19 protein-coding genes are annotated in these 19,387 nt (G+C 55.6%); 8 read left to right on the forward strand and 11 right to left on the reverse strand.

Annotation, left to right across the window (positions count from 1 at the left end; genetic code table 11):
* Nucleotides 1–12: 12 nt before the first annotated feature.
* Nucleotides 13–1,305, forward strand: coding sequence for an O-antigen ligase family protein (locus tag FG486_RS06135; protein WP_181266916.1), 1,293 nt, complete (start codon nucleotides 13–15; stop codon nucleotides 1,303–1,305).
* 29 nt (nucleotides 1,306–1,334) lie between these two features.
* Here FG486_RS06135 and FG486_RS06140 read toward each other — a convergent pair whose 3' ends face one another.
* The 7 genes from FG486_RS06140 to FG486_RS06170 all read right to left on the reverse strand — a co-directional run bounded on the left by FG486_RS06140 (nucleotide 1,335) and on the right by FG486_RS06170 (nucleotide 8,084).
* Nucleotides 1,335–2,600 (reverse strand): glycosyltransferase family 4 protein, encoded by a 1,266-nt coding sequence (locus FG486_RS06140; RefSeq protein ID WP_181266917.1) that lies wholly within the window; start codon nucleotides 2,598–2,600, stop codon nucleotides 1,335–1,337.
* Nucleotides 2,601–2,617: 17 nt separating this feature from the next.
* On the reverse strand, nucleotides 2,618–4,393 hold the full coding sequence (locus FG486_RS06145) for an ABC transporter ATP-binding protein (RefSeq protein ID WP_181266918.1): 1,776 nt from the start codon (nucleotides 4,391–4,393) through the stop codon (nucleotides 2,618–2,620).
* Nucleotides 4,386–5,321, reverse strand: a complete 936-nt coding sequence (locus FG486_RS06150; protein ID WP_181266919.1) for a hypothetical protein — start codon at nucleotides 5,319–5,321, stop codon at nucleotides 4,386–4,388. Before FG486_RS06150 ends, FG486_RS06145 begins: the two co-directional genes overlap by 8 nt.
* A 21-nt stretch (nucleotides 5,322–5,342) precedes the next feature.
* Entirely contained in the window at nucleotides 5,343–7,142 is a 1,800-nt protein-coding gene (locus FG486_RS06155) for an asparagine synthetase B family protein (protein WP_181266920.1), read from the reverse strand.
* A complete protein-coding gene (locus FG486_RS06160; protein ID WP_181266921.1) occupies nucleotides 7,139–7,549 on the reverse strand; it encodes a lasso peptide biosynthesis B2 protein in 411 nt (136 codons plus the stop codon). Before FG486_RS06160 ends, FG486_RS06155 begins: the two co-directional genes overlap by 4 nt.
* 4 nt (nucleotides 7,550–7,553) lie before the next feature.
* Nucleotides 7,554–7,853 carry a PqqD family protein gene (locus FG486_RS06165; protein ID WP_181266922.1) on the reverse strand — a complete coding sequence of 100 codons (300 nt, stop codon included), beginning with the start codon at nucleotides 7,851–7,853 and terminating at the stop codon, nucleotides 7,554–7,556.
* A 90-nt stretch (nucleotides 7,854–7,943) separates the two neighbouring features.
* Nucleotides 7,944–8,084, reverse strand: coding sequence for a lasso RiPP family leader peptide-containing protein (locus FG486_RS06170; RefSeq protein ID WP_181266923.1), 141 nt, complete (start codon nucleotides 8,082–8,084; stop codon nucleotides 7,944–7,946).
* Nucleotides 8,085–8,456: 372 nt separating this feature from the next.
* Between FG486_RS06170 and FG486_RS06175 the strand changes: the two genes are divergently transcribed.
* The 3 genes from FG486_RS06175 to FG486_RS06185 all read left to right on the forward strand — a co-directional run bounded on the left by FG486_RS06175 (nucleotide 8,457) and on the right by FG486_RS06185 (nucleotide 11,283).
* Nucleotides 8,457–9,560: a nucleotidyltransferase family protein gene (locus FG486_RS06175; protein ID WP_181266924.1), complete on the forward strand. Its 1,104-nt coding sequence runs from the start codon at nucleotides 8,457–8,459 to the stop codon at nucleotides 9,558–9,560.
* Between the two features lie 221 nt (nucleotides 9,561–9,781).
* On the forward strand, nucleotides 9,782–10,624 hold the full coding sequence (locus tag FG486_RS06180; protein WP_181266925.1) for an exosortase/archaeosortase family protein: 843 nt from the start codon (nucleotides 9,782–9,784) through the stop codon (nucleotides 10,622–10,624).
* Nucleotides 10,621–11,283, forward strand: coding sequence for an exosortase C-terminal domain/associated protein EpsI (locus tag FG486_RS06185; protein ID WP_181266926.1), 663 nt, complete (start codon nucleotides 10,621–10,623; stop codon nucleotides 11,281–11,283). Before FG486_RS06180 ends, FG486_RS06185 begins: the two co-directional genes overlap by 4 nt.
* On the opposite strand, the gene FG486_RS18390 is transcribed toward FG486_RS06185, so the two are convergent.
* On the reverse strand, nucleotides 11,270–11,512 hold the full coding sequence (locus FG486_RS18390; protein WP_343872111.1) for an XrtV sorting system accessory protein: 243 nt from the start codon (nucleotides 11,510–11,512) through the stop codon (nucleotides 11,270–11,272). The genes FG486_RS06185 and FG486_RS18390 overlap by 14 nt on opposite strands.
* 62 nt (nucleotides 11,513–11,574) lie before the next feature.
* Here FG486_RS18390 and FG486_RS06190 point away from each other — a divergent pair, with 62 nt between their 5' ends.
* Genes FG486_RS06190 through FG486_RS06200 form a run of 3 tightly spaced genes read left to right on the forward strand, consistent with a single transcriptional unit; the run spans nucleotide 11,575 to nucleotide 13,676 of the window.
* A complete protein-coding gene (locus FG486_RS06190; RefSeq protein ID WP_181266927.1) occupies nucleotides 11,575–12,249 on the forward strand; it encodes a hypothetical protein in 675 nt (224 codons plus the stop codon).
* A gap of 23 nt (nucleotides 12,250–12,272) precedes the next feature.
* Nucleotides 12,273–13,160, forward strand: coding sequence for a hypothetical protein (locus FG486_RS06195; RefSeq protein WP_181266928.1), 888 nt, complete (start codon nucleotides 12,273–12,275; stop codon nucleotides 13,158–13,160).
* Nucleotides 13,161–13,196: 36 nt separating this feature from the next.
* On the forward strand, nucleotides 13,197–13,676 hold the full coding sequence (locus FG486_RS06200) for a retropepsin-like aspartic protease family protein (protein WP_181266929.1): 480 nt from the start codon (nucleotides 13,197–13,199) through the stop codon (nucleotides 13,674–13,676).
* On the opposite strand, the gene FG486_RS18395 is transcribed toward FG486_RS06200, so the two are convergent.
* Nucleotides 13,673–14,278, reverse strand: coding sequence for a PEP-CTERM sorting domain-containing protein (locus FG486_RS18395; protein WP_181266930.1), 606 nt, complete (start codon nucleotides 14,276–14,278; stop codon nucleotides 13,673–13,675). The genes FG486_RS06200 and FG486_RS18395 overlap by 4 nt on opposite strands.
* Before the next feature lie 108 nt (nucleotides 14,279–14,386).
* Nucleotides 14,387–15,067 (reverse strand): sugar transferase, encoded by a 681-nt coding sequence (locus FG486_RS06210; protein ID WP_181266931.1) that lies wholly within the window; start codon nucleotides 15,065–15,067, stop codon nucleotides 14,387–14,389.
* A gap of 1,853 nt (nucleotides 15,068–16,920) precedes the next feature.
* Here FG486_RS06210 and FG486_RS06215 point away from each other — a divergent pair.
* Nucleotides 16,921–18,321 carry an oligosaccharide flippase family protein gene (locus tag FG486_RS06215; RefSeq protein WP_277816987.1) on the forward strand — a complete coding sequence of 467 codons (1,401 nt, stop codon included), beginning with the start codon at nucleotides 16,921–16,923 and terminating at the stop codon, nucleotides 18,319–18,321.
* A gap of 377 nt (nucleotides 18,322–18,698) precedes the next feature.
* Here the strand turns inward: FG486_RS06215 and FG486_RS06220 are convergent, their stop codons facing one another.
* On the reverse strand, nucleotides 18,699–19,166 hold the full coding sequence (locus FG486_RS06220) for a PilZ domain-containing protein (protein WP_277816970.1): 468 nt from the start codon (nucleotides 19,164–19,166) through the stop codon (nucleotides 18,699–18,701).
* Nucleotides 19,167–19,387: the final 221 nt, after the last annotated feature.

Here is a 19,387-nt window from a genome sequence, read left to right on the forward strand (position 1 = left end):
GCTCCGCCTAGAATGCAGCGCATTCCGATCCGCAACAGGCGTTCACTGGAAGAGCGACCTGTCTTCTTCGTCGATCGGCAAGCAGAATGGCTGGAAATTGCATGGGTTGCGATGATTGTCGCGGCCCTTACATTGAATCTCGTCATCGGACCGCTTACCCCCCTGACATTCATTGCCGCCCTGCCCGCGCTTGTGGTGCTGCGCTGGGAGCAATTGCCCGCCGCGCTCGGTCGCTGCTGGCCGCTGCTCACCCTCCCGGGTTTCGCCCTGATGTCAGCTGCCTGGTCTTCCGTGCCTGGCACAACATTATACTATGGATCGCTCTATCTTCTCACCGTTTTGAACGGGATCGCCATTGGGGCAGTGATGCGCGGAAGCGCGATGATCAAGGGGCTATTCATCGGGTTTGCGGTATATGCCTTGCTGACCGTCATAAGCGGCCAGTGGACGAGCTGGAACGGTCCGGGCGGGATAGCATTTCGCGGCCTGGCCGGATCGAAGAATTCAGCAGGCGATACCGCAGGGCTGACGATCATCGTGACCTGCGTCATGCTGGCATGGGCAGCGAAGCAGCGAAGCATTGGTTACGCATCGATTGCCATCGCCACTCTTCCACTGGCGCTCTTTGCCTTGTGGTTCAGTCGCGCGACCGGAGCCTTGCTGGCCACGGTTATCGCGACAGTCATGCTGGCCATACTTATGGCCTCCAGAACCGTTCCCACTCAGGCCAGGACAGGCATTGCGATTGCAGCAATCATGACCCTGCTCCTGGCTATGTTGTTGTCGGAATTCTGGCTGCCCGCCCTGTTCGACCTTATTCTTGCCGAGTCCGGCAAGGATGCAGGTCTGACGGGCCGCGCCGACTTGTGGCGCAAGGCAGATCAGCTGATATCGGATAAACCCTGGCTGGGACTGGGCTATCATGCCTTCTGGCTGCACAACAATCTCGATGCCGAATATCTCTGGCGTTTGATGGGCATTGGCTCGCGCATGGGCTTCAACTTCCACAATACATTTCGCGAGATCCTCGTGCACCTCGGTTATGTGGGACTGGTTCTCTATGGGGTGGTCGCTGTGGCCGGATGCGTCAGGCTCATCGCCAAGACCGTCATCTCGGCGGATCTGCCCAGCATTCTGATGACGACATTCATGGCCTTTCTGTTCCCAAAGCTGGCATTTGAGGTGATCGGCTTTGGCGACATTCATTTTTCCACGGTGATCGCTTTTGCGATTCTCGCGTCGGGCTATAGCGCGCGGTTCGAGCGTCGATCAGGGGATCAGCGGAGATTCCGCTCCGTCAGCTAATGCGGGTTGAGGTGTGATATCAGACGTCGTCAGTCTGGGTCTGCATTCAGCCATTGCCTCAAATCCTTGTGGACCGGCTCGACAGCAAAATGCTCGCGAACAACGCCTAGCGCTTTGGCGCCCATCCGCTTGCGCTCGCAGGGATCCACAACCAATGCTGCCACCAGATCGGCAAACTTGCTGGCGCAAGAGGTGCTGTGGACCGCTCCCTCGCAATGCTGCTCGACGCCTTGCAGTGTTATGGGGGTCGCGACGACAGCCTTCCCTTTCGCCATCGCTTCGATGAGCTTGATCTTCAGCCCGGACCCGAATGTCAACGGCGAGATGACAACCCCGGCTTCACGATAGGCTTCACCAAGATCTGGGATCAGGCCAGCAAAATTGACGCCTGCGACCGGCTCAGCAAATGCCCGGGACACGGTTCCCGCCACAAGCAGTTGGGCATGCGGGCGCGAAGCGCGGACCTGGGGCCAGACTTCCGAAAGAAACCAGCGCAGGCCCACCACATTGGGAGCGGTCAGGCTACCCACAAACAGGATTCGGTCATCCAGACCAGGCTCCGGCTTCTCGACCGGATCTGCCGGCATAGGCACCAGTATCGAACGCGTTCCTGGCACATGCTGTTCGACAAAGGCCTTTTCGTTCGCCTGAATGGCAAACACGGCCTGTGCTTGCCCAAGCAGGAAAATCTCCTCTGCTTTACTCAGCATGGCAACGCTATCCTCACCCTTGCCGTCCCTTGAGTGAAACAGATCGTGCATCAAGATGGCTGTCCGGGCAGCCGGGGGCGCGAACTCGAGGCCAGGGGCACAGAAGGCATAGTCGGCAATGACAAGATCGGTATCTGTCTTGATCGAACGGCGCACGAAATCGAGATCCGCTCGAGTCCAGGGAGTTGCGACCGCATAGGCTGCCGGGCGGTCCTGGGCCCAGTCAGCCGTGATGCCCGCCCGTCGGATCACGCGACGAGCGAACCCGAGCAACCCAGCAAACCAGATCGATGGCGAGGCAAAAAGGAACGTTCGCCCAAAATGAAGAGCACTGCGCACATGATGGCTGGCAAAGACATCCATGTCACCAGTTGTTCGAAGCGCAGGTGTCCGGCCCGCAATCGCGGGCGTAGGCTGGACAAGATCGACCGTGTATCCGCAGGCCTTGAGCGTGCGCGCCACTGCAAGAAGATAGGCCGAACTTCCGTTGGTTGCTCCGATCAAACGCTGGCGACTGATGAAAACAGCAGTTCTCGTGCCGGACCGGGCATCCGATCCGCGCTTCAGCCCCTCTCCGGGTCGCATTGATTCAGACCCTTGCATCAGATCGATACGCTGTTCGGTCCGAGGATAGAAGCGAGATAGCTATCGCTTCTGGACGCAAGCGAGGCAAATGGGCCAGCTTCGACCACCTTCCCTTCGGAAAACGCGATCACGTCATCTGCCAAACTGACCATGGATGGACGATGTGCGATGGTGACAATGGTCATCAAACCCCTGAGCTTCTCGATGGTACGGACTATAATGGCCTCATTTTCCCAATCCAGCGCACTTGTAGCCTCATCGAGAATCAATAGGTCGGGCTGACGGATCAGGGCACGGGCGAGAACCAGGCGCTGACGCTCACCGCCCGAAAATCGGATACCTCTATCGCCCACCACCGTCTGAATGCCGTCGGGCAGCGCTTCGACCAGCTGCGCAATGTTGGCCAGTTCCAGTGCATGCCATATCTGGCCTTCCCGCGCTTCGGGATTTGCCAGCCGCAGATTTGCCTCTATCGTGTCATGAAACAAGAAAGGGTCCTGCTGAACGAACGCGACCCTGTTGCGCCACGCACGCCTGTTCTTGTCATCAAGCGCTATATCATCGATGGCGATGGTCCCGTGAGAGGGCCGGGTGAGGCCGAGCAACAAATCAGCCATAGTGCTTTTTCCGCTACCCGATGGCCCGACAAGCGCCGTGATGGCCCCGGCTCGCAGAAACACGTCATCCACATGGAGAGACGGCTTGCCACTACCCGGATAGCTCTTTGCAACATCCACCAATCGAATCCCCTTGCCGAGGGTTGGCGGCACAGCTGGTGTCGTCGCTGATACCTCTGCCTCGGCAGAAAAAAACTCGATTGTATCGCGAAACTTATCATAGGCCGAGAGGCAGCTTAGAAATTGCTCCGAATATTGCTGCAATACAAGAAATCGTGGAACGAGCCTCAAGAAAATCAATATGAGGAATGCAATATTGATGATATCCAGCCGCAGAACGGATATAGCCATCCATACAAAGGCTACACCGATGACCGCTGAACCGACCTGAAATGCGAAGGTCCCATTTGAGGTCACCTTGATATATGTCATCATCCTGCTGCGGCTATCGGCGAGATGCTGCTTGAAACGCCCAACATACTCCTCTTCTGCCGAATAGGACTTCGCAACTCGCATTCCTGTCAGAAATTCAAGAATTACCGAGCTTCTATCCTGGAAGATGTAGCTCAGATCCTTGCCATAAGAGGCTGATTTTTTTCGAATTGGGTAAAGCATCACAAAAAGCAAGCCACCGGAAACCAGGGCGAAAATCGTCATCTGCCATGAGACCAACAAGGCCAGACCAGAATAAATGAGCAGGAGTAGGCACGCCTGGATCAGAACCTGCAAGCTACTTGCAGCGGCCATGATCCGATCGATATCGGAGATCAGCACGCTATTCAGGTCTGACATTCTTGTGATGCTGTGAGCCTCCCATTTGGCCATGCCCAAAGACTTGAAGAGCGACAGCCGTGCCCTATCCACGGCCACCTGCATTATGCGACTGTTGTACAAGTTTTTCTGACGCAAAAGCCATGCTTGAACAATAACAACCAGCAGGAGCAGGGCTATGAGCACCGACAAGCTTGGCCTGAAATCACTCATGAACCGGCCGATGACCGGAACGCCATCGAGAGCAACGCTGCCATCGGCCCCCGACATGGCAAGGATCGGAATGAGCAAAACCAGGGAAAGCCCTTCGGTGAGACCGGCAGCCAGAGTGAGCAAAGTTCCTAGCAGGATCTGCCCATCGGTGGCCTGCCACAAGAACCGATAGAAGCTCTTGAAACTACCCATGAGGCAAATCTCTTCCAAGATCCTGCAACACCAGGTCGACCACTGCGTCGAGCGCTTCGAGCCGGGCTGGCACCTCGAGTATTGCAACCCCGCCCTGACGGGCAATCGCAGCGCAAGCCTGAAAATGCCGCGCACGCTTTTCCGGATCTGCGGGCGCGCTGGCAAACCGGACCGAATAGCTGAACCGCATAAGGGCAACCATGGCTTGTGCTGGCGACATCGGCTTGATGCCTGGTAACTGAGCTCCGCGTTCCAGGATGAACAGCCGATCAAGCCTTGTAGCACGCTGCTCCATTTCGGTCAGGCGATGCTGGCGCTTTGGAAAGCCGTCGAAAACCAGCGGCAGGGGCTGCGAACCCGGCACAGCAATCTCCGTGGCTGCGTCATCAGCCAGTTTCAGCTGCGCGAAGGCCGGACGGACGATGGCATCTCCGCTATCCGGAAGCTCGATTGCCAGAAGATCGTCCGTGATCAGACGGGCCCCGCGCCGCAAGAACGCAGCGGCCGTGGTCGACTTTCCGGCCATCTTATCACCGAGAAACGCAATGCACGCACCATCCACGACAACTCCGCTGGCGTGAAGCACCAACAGCCCCCTGCACTCCAGCAGCCAACCGAAGACGGGGCCGAGGATAGGAAATGCGAGAAAATGACGCGGAATGTCGGGATAGGGCATCACCTCTATTCTACTATTATCGGCGATGAGGAAGGCAGCAACTCCCGGCCAGATCATCTCGATCCCCCGGGGCGAGCAATAATCGAAAATCGGAGGCTGCCCGGGATCCGGTAGAGTGCCAAGCCATTCTGCCAGAACGATAGTCACATCGGGCGTCGCCTGGCCCGTAACGGCCTCAAGCTCAGACAGCTCGATGTCGCTGTCGATAACGAGACCAAAAGCCCTATATTTGTACGCGCTGTCGTCAGACATATCGAAGCCATTCATGTTCTGTCAGAGCGGGCGGGACGGCACGATGCCGCTGCTATGATCCTGATCGACCAGATCCAACCACATGTCGGCGACAATGAGACGCCAGACCGCCATCGCCGCGGGAATGTCGATCTTTGCCCCCCGACCTGACACCTGGGCCTGCAGATCCTCGATCGCCTTTGCATTGATCATGCCCCCAAGACGCTCTTTTGCCCTGGCCAGCCTGGTGCAGATCAAAGTTGGATTGCGCATCAGGCCGGCGGCGAAGTTGCCACCGAAATCGAACTTATCCCCTCGCGTCCGGACAGACTCGGGTACCCGTCCTCGCATCGCTTCACGCAGGATGAAGCGCGTGAAGCCACCTCCCAGCTTGGCATGGGAAGGAAGGCCAAGAGAAAACTCAACCAGATCTCTGTCTGCAAACGGCATCCGCGTTTCTACACCTAGAGTTCGACTGGCATGAGCAAAAACCTCAAAGGCCCGGGCCTGAATGGGCGATGACAGGGCCGCCTCATGCAGCATCCGCTCGTCATGATGCAGGCTCTGGATCGCCAATGTCGGAGACGGACCAAAGGCATCATGCACAAGAGCGAGGGCGTTTTCGCTCAGCAGGTTTTGCGCAGCTTGCCCGCCTGACTTGAGATTCGGCAACCGCCGCCACCGCTTTCGCAACGCCCGTACTGGACGAATATGATCAAGATAGAATGAAAATACGTCCCAACGGCTTTCGTGCCGCAAGGCTGCGGCCACAGGCGCAAGACGCCATAGATCATACCACCTGCCGGCCATGGCGAGTTCATTCAACCTGCCAAAGCCATAGCCGATCACTTCGTCGCCAGCATGACCATTGAGGATTACAGCGCACCCCTCCTGCGCTGCGCGGTTCATGACGTGGAGGGTAACGGAATGACCATAGGAAATCCATGGACCATCCATTGCCGCAAGCTGACTGGAGAGATCCGACAACGGATCGTGCTCGTCGCATGGAACATCAAAAAAGCTGAACGGCAGCCAGCTTCTCAGAGCATCAAGGTGTGGACCATCGTGCCATCCCTTCGTCTGCCGGTAGGTCATTGACACCGCAGTCACGTCGGAACCACCACCGATCACCTTGGACAGCGAGCCTGCAATCATGCTCGAATCCAGACCTCCACTCAGCAACAGCCCCGTTCGGCCCGGAACATATGCGTGGCCGACAGCTTTATCGAAAAGCATCGCGAAACGGGCAACGAGTTCATCAAACTCGCCGTTTATTGCAGGTGCGCGAGCAGGCGACCAATAAGTGCCGATTTCCAGTCCATCCTGTCGGAACTCCAGCCAGCATCCTGGCGGCAGTCGACTGATGCCCTCGAAAAAGGTGCGGCTGGTATCGCCTTCGCCGCCGGCGATATAGCTGGCCAGCTGAGCATTATCCAAGACATGGGCTGCCCCTGTCATGGCCCGGATTGTTCGACTCCCTTCAGCGACGACAAGTTTGCCATCTGTGATTGCGTAGCAAACCGGAATGACGCCAAGAGCATCACGAGCGAAATAGACCCTTCTTTGGCGCCGATCGATGACGGCCACCGCACAGGGGCCGCGCAGCCGATCGGCAAGGTCGTCCCCCCAGCGCAACCACCCCTCACGGACCAGCTCCGCACAGCTCCAATCAGACGACAGTCCAAGCGACCGGATGAGTTCTGCGCGGTTGGAGAGCTTGCCGGCAACTCCCACAGAGACGCCGCTTGCATCCTCATCAGCAAATGCGCCGCCCGCACACCGCCAGTCGAAGGACAGAGAACCATCGCCGCAAAACTCAGCGTGTAGTGCAAATGCCGTCATCGAATGTCGGCTGCCAGATCGACAATGGGGGTGTAGCGGCTTATCTCCTCTGCTGTCCCTCCCATGATGACCCCACCTTCGTAGAGGACCCAGGCGTGAGCCTCGAACACCGCAACATCGGATTGCGCCACGCCGACGCGGATAATGCTGCCATGACCGTTGCGGCCTAGCAGATATTGCAGAACAAGCGCTCTTGTCAGGCAGTTTGCGCGCGGGACAATTCGCGAGGCATGCTCCACCGCCCATACAATCAGATAGACTGGCCTGCGCCCTTCCGGACCATGATTATCGACCCGCACATACTTGGCAATGCGATGATAAGTGGTCGTGTAAAGCGCGATCCGAACGGCCGCGAGCAACACGAAACTGTGCACCAGCAAACCGGCATGGCGGCCCGCCAGCCGCATTTGCCTAACGAACTTCCCGAACCTCAATTTCAACTAACCCGGCCTTGCTGAACGCGTTTAGGATGGCAATCACATCAGCGACACAACGATCAACATCAACCTCGAACCGCTCCATGATCTTGTTCACTATGTCGTCTCGGGTTGCCCCTTGCTCGATGGCGGCCCACGCAACCTTGCCCGACTCATTCAGCCTGAAATACCGATTGGTCGTGAGGTTGAGGAGCGCCTTGCCATCACCCAGATCGCACGCCACGACCTTGTCTGCAGGGCGAAACAGAGCATTTTGCGAGATATCGTCTGTCATCGTGTCAAATCCGACGCATTAAAAGCCATCGAGGCATGAAAAAGGGTGGCACGCACCGCGTGCCACCCTTCTTGGTTTTCGTGCAAAACCTTACGAGAAGGTCAGCTGCGAAAACGGCGTTCCGACCGGGAAGTTAGCGTCGATCGCAGAGCCGGTCGAGGCTCCCTGCGTGATTTCCTCGAATGCGCCGAGATCTTCGATTTCGGGAGCAGTATACGCGATCTTTTCCATAGGGATCTCCAATTAACTTGATGAATGGGTCATAAAGTTGCTAACAGCCATGCGACCAGCGTTAACAAATTACCATGCTGGATCGCGGTGAGTCAAACCGTTTATCCCGCACTGCAGCATCGAACGCATAGGCAAACCGCCGGGCTCATCGAGGTTTGCCGAGCCCCACCAATCTCGAAGGCATCTGCAACAGAAAGAATGGAATTCGTTAACAAGCCTGACGTTCAGCCGATACGAGAGGCCTGGTCGGGTAGATGACGAAAGGCGAGGCCAAATGAAAATCCCCAGATTTGAGCTGCCAACTGAAGCATAAAGATAATAATTTTTCAACATATTTGTGATGTTACAGAAATTGCAAAGTCGGGCTTGATAATGTTGTTTGAGAGAATCGATTCTGACAATGAAGAACTTGACTCCGCCACGCTAGCACTCGCCAGCGTGCTGGCATCGGCATTGCGTCATTTCCCGCCTGCCAACCCCGGCCCAGTCCCAAATTCGGACAGATTGTGGGAGGCTGCCCAAGGCGCCAGATGCACCGGGCTAATGCGACTCGCAGGGGCGGCATCGATCCAGCCCGGCTCGGCAATGGGCGAAAAACTGGCGTTGGACCAGATTGCCACATTACGATCCAATCTCGCTCAGTTGGCTGAGACGATGGAATGCCAAATGCTGCTCGAGCAGCACGGGATCAGCTCGCGGGCGTTCAAGGGGGTGGTGCGCCAGCAACAGCTGTTTCATCGAGCGGATATACGCAGATCATCCGATATCGACCTCCTCGTCACTTCAGCTGACTATCCCAGGGCCCGTGCTGTTTTGACCGCCGCAGGCTACAGGCCCGGCGTCAGCGCTGACAGCCGCTGGTGGCATCAATGCCTCGGCGAGTCGCCCTATCTCCCTGCGGCGCCGCGACGATTCATCGTCGATCTCCATCACCAAGTGCAGCAGCCGGGCGGCCCATCGCCAAGGCAGATGGCCGCTCTGTTTCAAATGTCTGCCCAGATCAGCTTCGGTGGCGGAAGCATCACCACACTGACGCCACACGCCAGTCTACTCGTCACGATGATCAGCTACAGCAAGGCAGTCCGGGACCTTGCGCCATGGGCGATTTATGCCCACGAGATCGAGGTCGCACGGGAAGGCTTCTCACCGGCTGATTATCAAGCGTTCTTGGGCTTATCCGCCTCGCAAGGGCTGCGTCGCCTTGCGGAGGAAGCCTTTCGCAATGCGGAGCTTTTCTGGGACAGCCTCGCAAGCCTTGCGTCTGGCAGATCATTGAGCCCGTCGCAGATCGCGTTAGTGCGCAGTGGACTGGGCAAATCTCGGCGCCAGCTGTTTCGGCGCACCGCGTTGAGATGGGCCTGGGCTGACGGAGAGCGCCTCCACCGTACTCGTCACGCGTTCCAAATGGCGCTCAGTGAGTATAGAAGCAATTATATCAGACGCCAGGAAGAGCGTGCTGCTCTATCCGATGCGTGATTCTGATCCAGCGGCCAGAGGAATGCGAGCGGTGTCTGGCACAGCTCGCTCATTCGGAAAGAAACTTGCCTTGTCCATGAGCGACACACCCTCCACGACCGCTTCATGCCTGCCCCTTGACTCAAAACAGATCGAGGATTGAAATCACGGTGCCCGTGACGGATGCAGCCCAATCCCAGACTGATAACTGCCGGCATGACCTGCTCGGTCGCAGAGCAAGTATGGTGAAGGACCTGTATCTGATCGCCGGCCTGATAATCTGGTGCCTGCCGGCGATATTGGCGCTTGCGGGGCAAAGCTGGCAGACCGAAACGGGATCGCTTTCGCCCGTCGTCATGGCCCTCGGCCTATGGACATTGTGGCAAACCCTGCGCACCAGCCAGACATCGCGAAGCCAAGTTCCGGCAGGCCTGGCGATCCTGGCCATAATGCTGTTGCTTCCACTTCATCTTGCTGGCGCCATCCTGGATATGAGCGCTCTACTAGGGCTTACAGCCTGGGCTGGATTATGTGTCGTTTTCACCGCCAGCCAGGGATTGGCGCGGACCAGGGAAGCGGCGTTTGCGCTCTTGTTCATCGGGTTGATCATCCCGTTGCCCTATTCGCTATCGCTACCGATGACGTTGCGGCTGCGGGAAGCAATAGCGGACTGGGCAACCGACGTGGCATGGCTCGCCGGGATGGATGTAGCGCTCGATCGCGACACAATCATCATTGGCGGTTATGAACTGGCGGTCGACGCAGCCTGTTCAGGCCTCAACTCCACACTCAGCCTGACCGCGATCGGACTTCTCTACGCCTATTGGTCTCGCAATCATGGCTGGCACAGAATGGCCATCATCTGCTGCCTGAGCATACCCATTGCCCTGGCGGCCAACATTTTGCGTGTGGTGTTTCTGATGCTCCTGGTGACATGGACCGGACTGGATGTACTTTCGTCATATCTTCATCCGCTTTCAGGCATTGTCAGTTTCATGGCGGCAATGATGCTGCTCTGGTCATGTGACAGATTGCTGGATCAGCTCGGACTTTACGCGCGGCCCTGGATTGCGAGAGAAGGATGAACCGCCGAGATTTCACGCTTGGCGCTTTGCTGGGACTGGGCGGCCTTGGCGGATTCTATCTGCGACATCATTCCGCCAAGCCGGTTCGTCGCCCGCCCGATCTGGCTCGACTGATTCCCAAAATGGTCGGCCCGTGGCAGCAAATAGGCGTTCACGATGTCATCCTGCCGCCCGCCGATGCACTTTCGCAATCCCTGTATGACAGGTTTCTTGTGCGTGGTTACCGGATGCAGCAGCGCCCGCCTCTCACCCTCGTGATCGCCTATGGTGCAGTGCAAAGCTACCGACTTCAGCTTCACCGGCCAGAAAGCTGCTACCCCGCATCGGGGTTTGCCCTGAAGTCAAGGCAGGACATCACCCTCGATGGAATATCGGCATCCTTCCTGATGGCAGAGCGAGACCTGACAACCGAAGCAGTCCTCTATTGGTCGCGGATTGGAGACAGGTTTCCGCGCAACATAAGTGAGCAGCGGTTGGCCATTGCTCGAGCCGCTCTGCGACTGCAGCTAACCGATGGCATCCTCGTGCGTATTGCGATCCGGAATGCAGATCCCGCCGATGCATTGGCGGCAATGAGGGAATTTGTCTCCGCGCTCGATAACGCTATGCCCCCCACCGGCAGGATGCTTTTGTTCGGGGGACGATTCAGCCCACCCTGAAGGGCTTGATCAAATAAAGAAATATTCCCGTCGCACAAATCACTGCTACGGTTGCCAGATAATCGCGACCATCATTGCCCAACCAGTTGGCGAGTGCCAGCAAAGCTGCAGGAGCAATATAATGAGCAATCCTGTCACCGGGCACCACTTCGCCTATCGACCGGTTAAGGTACGTAATCGCCAAGCCTATAAAAATAGAAACTGTTAGCCAGTCCCACAACGTTACCATAATAGTGAGAACCTATTAGCATGATATCTTGTTCAAGGCGATGTCTGGAAGGAGCAATAGCATTGCTTTTTTTGGCCATGACAGCGTGTAATCCATCCGGTATGAATGAGCAAGCTCTGGCAACGGTGGATGGATCGGAGATAACCTACCGAGATGTCAATGAGAACCTCGGCGATTACGCGGCAGATCCGGCATGGCGCACCGACCCTGCCAAGCTCAACCTGACCCTCGAAAGCTTGGTTCAGCGACGCCTTCTTGCCCAGGAAGCGAGGCACCAGGACCTCGAGAAGGACGCCACATTCCATTTTGCAATGCGCCGGGCTGAAGAGCTACTGTTGATAGAGGCTTTGCAACGCAAACTCGCCAAGAAGTTAGGAAAACCTGATCCAGCAAAGGTGTCCGCCTATATTCGGCGCCAACCGTGGCGCTTTGCAGATCGCTATCGGCTGGTGCTGGACGATGGTACCATGCGCTCAGAGCTTGACTCGTTCACATTGTCCCCTGACAACAGTCTGTTAGCAAAAACCGAAGTCGGTAAGGAAATTGTCATCAAGGGCCGCAGTTGGACGGTGGTAGGTCGCGTCAAGGATCCAATTGATCCCGTGGACGCCCGAAAACTGGCTGAAGACGAGATCGTCCAGCGGCAGGTTCGAAATTCGCTAGCTGCGCTCGAAAGGCAGCGCCGGCGCCAGAGCCTTGTGCGCTATCGCACAGGCTGGGGCCCCGCAGGGCAGTAGCCAGCGAAAAAGGAGAGGAAAATATGGCGACAGAAGCCATGTCACCTGCGGGAGACCGCCCCAGAAAGCTGCGCACCGTTACAATCGGTTCCATCACGCTTGCCTGGGCCATTTTCCTTGTCTCTATCATGGCATATCAAACCTATGCCTATACGGGCGTGATGGCCGTGCTTGCCGAATGGCAGTTCCGCACTTTCGATCGCTTCTTCCCTGTCGCAACCATTGCCCTTCTGACGGGCTTGCTGGCCTTGCCATTGGCCATCGTACTGTTGTTGCGACTGCGCCAGATCGGCAGAAGTCCCGTCATCACCCGTACCGAGGCGATCCGCAGGGCAAGGGTCGGGCAGAACTTTCATATATTCGTAATCGCCTTCACTCTGCTTGGCGCCACCCTGCTTTTTGCGATCGGCATGACCTCGGTAGGAATCAATGAAAAACCCTATCGCCTGTCGGTTACGGCGGAGCCACCAGCAGACATGTCAGGCTTGGCTTCGTTGACTGCAACGGTCCGCTATGACCGGCTCGGATATTATCAGGATCGGTTTCTGTTTCTCGGAAGAGACCTTTGGCTAGCCCCTGCAGTTTCCAAGGATTCTAAATCCATCCGTTATCTCGTGCAGGTGCGCCCTCAGCGAGCTCGTGCCAGCGCGCGACAGACAGTGTCGGGCTATCTCCGACCACGGGCGCTTCCTGGCGGATTGAAGCGATTATACGAGAATGCCGGATACAGCTTCACCGAGCCAACTTATTTACTGTTCCGGTCCAAATGGGACGTCAGGTGGCCTTGGTTCAGCGCAGCCGGGCAGTTGGCCGCGCTGGGCATATTCTCTTCTGTATTCTGGCTGCTCGGTCGCCGACAGCTGAAAGCATTGAATCAGCAACCTGAGGAACATATTTCATCGCCAGATTAACCCATATTCAATCGATGTGCCCGATGGTGAAGCGGTATGGGTACATTCACCGAGATAGTCTGCGTGGCGGCGTCACTGGGTCTGGGGCTGGGAGCCTTAGGAGTAGACTGGCACGTCTACGGCAGCCCCTCGGAACCGCCTCCCCCAAGAATACTCGGAAACCTGGCACAAACTCCGGCAGAAGCTGGGGAAGACGGCCGCATGTTTGTGAATGGGCAGGTCAATGGCACACCCATCCGATTCATGGTCGACACAGGGTCAACTGTAACCATTCTCAATGCCAGGGATGCACAGCGTGCAGGCTTGGCCGATCAGGGACATTACATCCCGATTGCAGGCTTGGCAGGTCGCGTCGAGGCGATACAGACATCGGTGGACGAGCTTGTGATCGGCCAGGCCCGGAAGCGCAATGTCGATCTATTCGTCGTCAAGGATCTTGAGCACAGCCTTCTGGGGATCGACATGTTGCGGCATGCTGGCCCATTGCACTTGCGCTTTGATGTGCCAGCCAGCTAGGCAGCACAACCCTTTCTTGCTTCAACACGTCCAATTGCACGTGAATGCCTGAGCGCAGCGCCAAGAAGACCTGTGCCCAATATCATCAAAATCCAGCTTGAAGGCTCGGGAATGGCGGGGACTTGAGGCGTCACAGGCGCAGCGGCCAGCAAAGTCGTTGCACCAACAACGGCGGGCGAAAATCCGACACCTGGCCCGGCGGGCAGGCCGCCCGTTGCCGAACTGGCTTGCGACCCGTTGCTGGCCGCAGAGGGTACCGGCCCAGCAAGTGGCGATGCTTGAGGCAGCGTCAAAGCGCCACCCGGGGCACCTCCGGTAGAAGGATCGCCCACTGGGCTCGGCCCTATTGTCGCAAAGCCCCCCCTCGGTATGCCAGTACGGCCAGGACGCCCTGTTGCACCCAAAATGGCCAGCCCCGTTCCCAGACCGGCAGGCGCATCGGTGCCGACGTCAGCGATCAACGCTTCAGGTGAATTCCAAACCAGCAATCCTCGACGCTCGCTGTCCGGGAGCGACGACAGCACCGCTACCACCCCGAACACAATGAGCGTTCGCTGCTGAAATTTGTTCAGTCGCAACGCCTGCGCACTGAAATTTGCCATCCTCGCCTAATCCTCACCTTTGAGTTGCGTCGAACTGCAGAGCTAGTAGCAAGGATCGACTGCAAAAAACTTGGCCGCCGGGACACCGCGCTCCCGCATCTCTCTAGATTAATATGAACCTCGACTAGCCACAACGCTGGGAACCGTCAGCAGCAGAATTTTTACATTGGCCATAGCAGTGCCCTTGCGGGCATAGATGACGTCAAACGCCACTCTGCGTCGGTAATCGACATCATTACGCCCGCTGATCTGCCAAAGGCCCGTAATCCCCGGACGGACCGCGCAATAATGTGAGAAGTAACGGCCATATCGGCCGATTTCCTCAGCCACAATCGGACGCGGGCCTACAAGGCTCATTTCACCACGAAGAACATTGAAGAGCTGTGGCAATTCATCAAGGCTGCTCTTGCGGAGAAAATGCCCGATGCCGACAATTCTCGGATCTTTTCTCAACTTCTGATCTCGATCCCACTCCGCTCGAGCGATAGGATCGTTTGCAAGAAGATGGGCAAGCCGGTGTTCGGCATCCACTGTCATGGTACGAAATTTGAGGCAGTCGAACTGGTGCCCACCGCGCCCTATGCGCTTCTGCCTAAATACAACCGGCCCTGGATCACTGACGAACACTCCGATTGCCACCAGCACCATCAAAGGGCCAAACAGGATGAGCAAGAGTACAGCACCGATGGCATCCAGGGTGCGCACCTCAGGAGGATCGGCTGCAACGAGCCTGGATCGCGGCCTCACCTCCGACACAACGTAGACCCGACTCGCGGCGATCTCCGACATTGAAAAGCTCCGATCATGCTGCGTTGCACAAAACAGCCTTATCAAATCTTTACAGCGTTTTGAACTCGGATTCCGCGGTCAGCACGTGCCCATTGCAGCCATGTGTCAATGTGAAACAGGACCAACACGCAAGATTAATACATTATTTTAGTACAAAAACACCAGAAGCAATACATAAATAGAGGCCGATATAAATCTCTCGTCACAGAACCTGATTTTAGCACAAATTAAGCTTGAGACATTAAAAACAAAATTGCTTAAAACTGCGAAATATAAATGACTTCTGTCCGATGGATATCAAATAGGATCTTTTTACTATATTTTTATGTCCCTAGCTTTTACATGATAACAAAATATTCGAGATTCTCGATTACTATACGCCATCACTATATATGATATTAGGTCAGCAAAAATGTTATGATCAACCATATCATCGATCACCTCATCGTTATATTCTGACAATTTCATTTATTGAAAGCATGTCTAGCCTCAACATCCTGCTGATGCAGACGGGCATCCGCATCGGAATTGATTTTTCAGAACTGTGCCGACCAACAAGGACCCCCGACCAACAATTTCCGGCACAGACGTAGTCATGCCTGGGGGCCGGGCGACCAACGCTGCGGGATGCATCCAAGACCCTCGTCGCAGATCGCTTGCGACGTATCGGATGATCGACATAGGTCCTGCATTGATGATGGCCTGGTCGGATGCCTGACGCTTCTTGCCAAGCCGATGCGATGGCCGGCCAAGCCTATTCGCGGCGCAAGGACTGACAGCGCGCATGGGGAGGTTCACACGCCTTGCCTGCCATCGTGAATGCCGAAGAGAGGCCAGAAAGCCCCAACAAGCCCGTTGCAGCAGATGACGGCGCAGGCGCAGTGACTCACCTCGGCGCAAATGCGCTCGATCAGCTTCGGGCCACCTGCAAGCGCCTCCATCAGCCGGATATCAGCGCTGTATGCCAATTTGTGGCATATGCCCCCGAACCAGGTTCAGCTGGCGCATGTGTTCGGCCTCATGGGCATCCCCCTTTACGAAATCAGACACCCAAAAACAGACATGCCGCCCCTCGGCGATCTTCGCCGCATTCACGTCGCCAAAATTAGGCTCAGACACGCAAGCTCTTGGACTCTAGTATATTATCAGCACCCTCAAGCAGCATTGACTTGTAGATCTTACGACAATCCAAATAGTGATCCACATGCACACCTAGCTCACGGAGGCGCCTGGTAACCTCGGGCTTGGTCCAATCCAGCTTCGGCCCAGTTCTCCTTACTCTGTTTATAAACTCGGCATCACTCTCTGATTGGATTGCGGCTCTAGATATAATCTGTGCGAACCATTCCCCTGGCGCGGGGTCAAACAGACATCCAAACTGGACGCGCTCTCGACCGCTCGATGCGAGAGTCGCAACGCGATATCGGGTGACCAAGATTGTTGGCGGCTCAAAGCGAGTCAAACGCACGCAATCAAATTCATTTCCGCTGGGCCAGCATCTGACCCCTTGCACAAGGGGTCCATTGCGAAATCTAGACTTGCTTAGAAAGCTGCCATCTGCAAGTTCAGTCCGGCCGTCGCGATCATCTTGGCAAGCGACAAGCGCCAATACCCCCAAAATTCCATAAAGAAGTTTTGCGCCAGCCATGGATGCCTTGCTGCCTGAAAAAGAATCGGGAGTCATCCCCAAATGACCTGAGATGCGCGCAGTATCCAATCATGTGGTCCAGCCGATAGGTCGGCCAACGTGACTGTCGCCTTTGATACCGCTGCCCAATGCTCGCGCAAAATTACGTCGTGGAGAGAACGTGCCACCAAATGCCGAAAGACCGAAAGCAAATCTGGGCGCAGCAATGCTCTCCATGACAAGCTTGCTTCGCGTTGCGGTCCAGCTGGCCGCCATCCCATTGCTAGCGAGAATTCTGGGCCCCTATCCCTATGGTGTTATGGCTATTGCGATGCCCATTGCAAATACACTGGCATCTATCTGCGATTTTGGGCTCAGCTCAATAATAATCCGATATAGTGATCGAATATATGAAAATACCGGGTTCTGGATTGCCGCGGCCGTCACATCTATCACACTGACTGCTCTTGCAATTACCTCATATTTTCTTGGCGCATTTGTTCATCCAGATACTGGTAGAGCATTAATTGCTCTCGGGATGATGCTACCCTTAAGCTGCTTCATGTCGATTCCCATTGCACGATTAACACGAAACAGGCGACTTGGCATTATCGCGCTGGGCGATGGCCTTGGCATTACACTTGGACTGGTTGCTGCTTTATATTTCGCGGTAAATAATTTTGGCTTCTGGAGTCTGGTAATCCAGCAGCTGGTCATTCTTTTTATGAGAGCGGCAATTTATATCTCATTTTCGGGATTTTGGCCACGACTCAGCATCAATACAAGACTGGCATCTTTATTGATATCCGAAGGAGCGCGCGTTACAGGCTCCAACCTGTTTGAAACGGCGGCACGGACGGTTGACAACATGCTGACGGGCATATTGCTTGGCCCACGCCCGGCAGGTGCCTACACCATGGCATTCCAATTCGCCAGGCTGCCAGAGATGGTTTTGGGCGGCCCCCTTTCGATGTCGATCATGGGCAAGGCAGCAGCTGTCCATGAGACCAAGCCCGACGCAAAGGAGATCTATTGCTCTCATCTGCGTGGGTTAGCTTTCATAGTTGTTCCCGCCATGACCGGCCTGGCTGCAATTTCTGACGATTTCACTGAGGTAATCTTGGGACCACAGTGGAGCGGGACAGGATCGATTTTGAGAGGACTTTGTGGCGCGGGCGCATTCCTTGCTCTTGGCACAGTGAACCAGGCCGCACTAACTTCTCTAGGCGCTTATAAAGATCGGCTAATCCTCAGCATGATATTGCTGATCGGCGTTCTTGCTGCCGTGGCCCTCGGATCGCTATTTGATGTCATTTATTTGTCATACTTCATTTCGGTCGCTTATTTTTGTCAATTTTTGGTTGGAGTTCGGCTCGTGTCACGTCGATCTGCCGCCGCGATCTTACCAACAGCCCTAGATTTGACTATCACCGCTCTCAGTAGCGCCCTTATGTTTATATGTATCACCGTGTTACAGGCAAGTGCCATGCTAAAAACGACGCCGATTTTTGATTTGTCTGTTGCCATTCCATTTGGCGTAGCAACTTTTTTGATTACCAGCCTGATACTTAGAGGAAGAAGCTTTTTTAACCAAGTCGCTAATTTGAAGAACTTATTCTCTTCTTAAATTTTTGCGTTTGAATATATTTCATATTTAGAGCAATTAATAGAAGCAAAAATTTCGTTTTATGCGCAGGTGCTGAAAACGATTCGACGACTTGCATCGGAGGAGGATGACGAATTTGCCTCGAGCTCAATGATTACGCTGGAATCATATGAACCTTTTGGCAGTCATGGTCCGTCAGTAGTAATCGACTTCCATGCTAGCATTGCCCCATAGTGAGCCGGGAACGCTAAAACGTTTGGGGAAACCTAGATTTTGCAGAAGCAGCGACAGCACCCACTGTGGCAGACTTGCCGCGAGCGCAGGGTATGCAATCATGCCAAATCGACTATGTCCGCATGCGCGCGAGCACTCCAGCTGGCGATACCGCCTTGGCTCCCTCAAGGGCGATTAGCGAACAATAAATAGGCAACAACCCATGGGATGGTTGCGCCTGCAATCCAGATCAATGCACGAATTCTGCGAGGGTAGCGCTGCTGATCTTCGTCCTCGGGGTGATATCCTGCCTTGCCGCCGTCCACCCTTGGCTCTGCCTTGAGCCTGGCAACCGCGAGCTCAGCGCGCGATAGGTTGCGTTCAAATTTGCATCCGGATCGGCTACCCTTCTGCCAGACAATCCTTGCATTGATCTGCGTGGCATCAGGAAGATTGACGGTAATCAGATCGCCGACATTCAACTGCCGGCGGAGCTGTACGGAAAAGCCCCCCGCGGACAAATCATCGACAAGAATGTCAAGCCAGTCACCGTCACCACTCTCGCCGCTCAAGCCAAGACTCAACCGGTGCCGATCACTGGCTCGCCGGGAAGCGCGAGCGCTTGTGTCAGGTTGCCGATTTAGGATCGCCATTATGCTGACCTCTCACCCTTGATGCGCTGCTGCCATTCACAGACTAGCCCCCACATGATTAACAAAGTTCTAAATTTGGAACCCTCACCCTCCATGCCCCGATTATCTTCCGGTCACATTCACTCAGGCATAGGCCCAAGCCGAGCGCGAAGAACGAAGTCAATTTCAGCCCCATTTGAGGGGACTTCAATTACCAAAAGCATCTAAAGTACCAGATTTTT

The sequence above is a fragment of the Blastomonas ursincola genome, assembly GCF_013607875.1.
Lineage (GTDB): Bacteria > Pseudomonadota > Alphaproteobacteria > Sphingomonadales > Sphingomonadaceae > Blastomonas > Blastomonas ursincola.

What these genes read in the sequence shown, in the direction of transcription:
- FG486_RS06135 (WP_181266916.1), top strand. Translation starts at nt 13, where the DNA reads ATGCAGCGCATTCCGATCCGCAACAGGCGTTCACTGGAAGAGCGACCT.
- FG486_RS06140 (WP_181266917.1), bottom strand. Translation starts at nt 2,600, where the DNA reads ATGCGACCCGGAGAGGGGCTGAAGCGCGGATCGGATGCCCGGTCCGGC.
- FG486_RS06145 (WP_181266918.1), bottom strand. Translation starts at nt 4,393, where the DNA reads ATGGGTAGTTTCAAGAGCTTCTATCGGTTCTTGTGGCAGGCCACCGAT.
- FG486_RS06150 (WP_181266919.1), bottom strand. Translation starts at nt 5,321, where the DNA reads ATGTCTGACGACAGCGCGTACAAATATAGGGCTTTTGGTCTCGTTATC.
- FG486_RS06155 (WP_181266920.1), bottom strand. Translation starts at nt 7,142, where the DNA reads ATGACGGCATTTGCACTACACGCTGAGTTTTGCGGCGATGGTTCTCTG.
- FG486_RS06160 (WP_181266921.1), bottom strand. Translation starts at nt 7,549, where the DNA reads ATGCGGCTGGCGGGCCGCCATGCCGGTTTGCTGGTGCACAGTTTCGTG.
- FG486_RS06165 (WP_181266922.1), bottom strand. Translation starts at nt 7,853, where the DNA reads ATGACAGACGATATCTCGCAAAATGCTCTGTTTCGCCCTGCAGACAAG.
- FG486_RS06170 (WP_181266923.1), bottom strand. Translation starts at nt 8,084, where the DNA reads ATGGAAAAGATCGCGTATACTGCTCCCGAAATCGAAGATCTCGGCGCA.
- FG486_RS06175 (WP_181266924.1), top strand. Translation starts at nt 8,457, where the DNA reads ATGTTGTTTGAGAGAATCGATTCTGACAATGAAGAACTTGACTCCGCC.
- FG486_RS06180 (WP_181266925.1), top strand. Translation starts at nt 9,782, where the DNA reads ATGGTGAAGGACCTGTATCTGATCGCCGGCCTGATAATCTGGTGCCTG.
- FG486_RS06185 (WP_181266926.1), top strand. Translation starts at nt 10,621, where the DNA reads ATGAACCGCCGAGATTTCACGCTTGGCGCTTTGCTGGGACTGGGCGGC.
- FG486_RS18390 (WP_343872111.1), bottom strand. Translation starts at nt 11,512, where the DNA reads ATGGTAACGTTGTGGGACTGGCTAACAGTTTCTATTTTTATAGGCTTG.
- FG486_RS06195 (WP_181266928.1), top strand. Translation starts at nt 12,273, where the DNA reads ATGGCGACAGAAGCCATGTCACCTGCGGGAGACCGCCCCAGAAAGCTG.
- FG486_RS06200 (WP_181266929.1), top strand. Translation starts at nt 13,197, where the DNA reads ATGGGTACATTCACCGAGATAGTCTGCGTGGCGGCGTCACTGGGTCTG.
- FG486_RS18395 (WP_181266930.1), bottom strand. Translation starts at nt 14,278, where the DNA reads ATGGCAAATTTCAGTGCGCAGGCGTTGCGACTGAACAAATTTCAGCAG.
- FG486_RS06210 (WP_181266931.1), bottom strand. Translation starts at nt 15,067, where the DNA reads ATGTCGGAGATCGCCGCGAGTCGGGTCTACGTTGTGTCGGAGGTGAGG.
- FG486_RS06215 (WP_277816987.1), top strand. Translation starts at nt 16,921, where the DNA reads ATGCTCTCCATGACAAGCTTGCTTCGCGTTGCGGTCCAGCTGGCCGCC.
- FG486_RS06220 (WP_277816970.1), bottom strand. Translation starts at nt 19,166, where the DNA reads ATGGCGATCCTAAATCGGCAACCTGACACAAGCGCTCGCGCTTCCCGG.